Below are 1,917 nucleotides of genomic sequence, written 5' to 3'. Positions count from 1 at the left end.
GTAGTTGTCGATGACCACTTGGTGTATGAAACCAACAAATCCATCGCCTTCACCATCGATACCGTCTTTAACTTTCCAATTGTCTTCATCTAATGGTTCAGAAAGAGCCATATAGAATTTAAAGTTTGGGAAATCTTTTTCTAAGTTTTTAAAGTGATCGATGTAGAACAATTCTCTTTTTGAACGTCCACCATACCAATATGTCACTTTTCTTCCGGTCTTCAATGTGCGGAACAGGTGATACAGATGTGAGCGCATTGGAGCCATACCGGCTCCACCACCAACATACAGCATTTCGGCTTCACTTTCGTTGATAAAGAATTCACCGTAGGGTCCTGAAATCACAACTTTGTCTCCTGGTTTTTGAGCAAAAATAAATGAAGATGCAATACCGGGGTTTACATTCATCCAGGTGTTTTTGGACCTGTCCCATGGTGGAGTGGCAATACGCACGTTGAGCATAATTTCACGTCCTTCAGCAGGATATGAGGCCATGGAATATGCACGCTCAACAGTTTCAGTGTTTTTCATAACCAGAGGCCATAACTGAAATTTATCCCATTCCTCTTGAAACTTGTCAGCTGTATCGTGTTCTTCAGGGTGAGCAGTAATATCAAAATCCTTGTATTTAATCTCACAAGGGGGTATTTCGATTTGAATATATCCTCCTGCTTTATAACCCATATCTTCGGGAATTTCAACAACAAATTCCTTAATAAAAGAGGCAACATTATAGTTTCTTAAAACAGTACCTTCCCATTTCTTAATTCCAAAAACTTCTTCGGGAATGGTAATATTCATGTCTTGTTTAACTTTAACTTGGCATGCTAAACGAGCGCCATGTTGAATTTCTTTTCTTGAAAAGTGTGGGGTTTCTGTTGGAAGTGCTTCTCCACCTCCTTCAAGAACGTGGCATTCACATTGAATGCAGGTTCCACCTCCACCACAAGCAGAAGGTAAAAATATTTTTTCTGAACTAAGGGTCGTTAAAAGCGTGCTTCCTGAATCAACCTCAAGAACCTTTTCATTATTAATGGTAATTTTTACAGGGCCTGAAGGAGACAATTTTTCTTTAACAAAAATTAAAATTCCCACTAATAGTAGAATTAATACCAAAAATGCTATTACGGTTGCTAAAACGACACCTAATGTACTTGCTGCTAATATCATATCGTTATTTTATTACTTCTTGATTGGTTTCCTGATTTTGATCGGTTGAATCTAAGGTAGGTGAATCTTGACTGTTAACCACCGCAGATAATGTTGAATTTTTATTTAGGTTGGATACCTGTGCTGTTTCAGTTGTTGTTTCTTCACTGTCCCCTCCTGTCAACATTCCTCCAAAACTCATAAAACCAATTGCCATCAATCCGGTAATTATAAATGTTATTCCTAATCCTCTAAGTGGGGCTGGCACGTTAGAATAACGTATTTTTTCACGTATCGCAGCAATAGTTAGGATAGCTAAGAAAAATCCGATTCCTGAACTAACACCATAGTTTAAGGCCAAATCTATACTGGCAATTTGTCTTGACTGCATGAATAAAGAACCTCCTAAAATAGCACAGTTTACAGCGATTAGCGGTAAAAAGATTCCCAACGAATTATAAAGTGCCGGTAAAAACTTTTCAACAACAATTTCTACTAGTTGAACCATAGTAGCAATGGTTGCAATAAACATAATAAATGACAAGAAGCTTAAGTCATAAGAGGCATATTCGGGGCCTAACCAGGAAAGTGCACCTTCTTGTAAAATATATTGATCTAAAAGCCAGTTGATTGGCACTGTGATTCCAAGGACAAAGATAACAGCTGCTCCTAGACCAACCGCAGTAGTCACTTTTTTGGAAACCGCTAGGTAAGAACACATTCCCAGGAACGTGGCAAATACCATGTTATCTATAAAGATTGATTTAA

The 1,917-nt window shown here is 38.0% G+C and carries 2 protein-coding genes; both read right to left on the bottom strand.

From position 1 onward, the window contains the following. Positions 1 to 1,170, bottom strand: a 1,170-nt coding sequence (gene nqrF / locus AACY61_RS13085; protein ID WP_339612025.1) for an NADH:ubiquinone reductase (Na(+)-transporting) subunit F, incomplete at its 3' end; no start/stop codon positions are given. Positions 1,171 to 1,174: 4 nt separating this feature from the next. Continuing rightward, positions 1,175 to 1,917, bottom strand: a 743-nt coding sequence (gene nqrE, locus AACY61_RS13080) for an NADH:ubiquinone reductase (Na(+)-transporting) subunit E (RefSeq protein WP_339612024.1), incomplete at its 5' end; no start/stop codon positions are given.

Origin of the sequence: uncultured Planktosalinus sp., assembly GCF_963973675.1 — a bacterium.
In the GTDB taxonomy this organism is placed as follows: Bacteria; Bacteroidota; Bacteroidia; order Flavobacteriales; family Flavobacteriaceae; genus Planktosalinus.
Note: the sequence above shows the minus strand (reverse complement) of the source record. Positions and strands in the feature narration are given on the sequence as shown.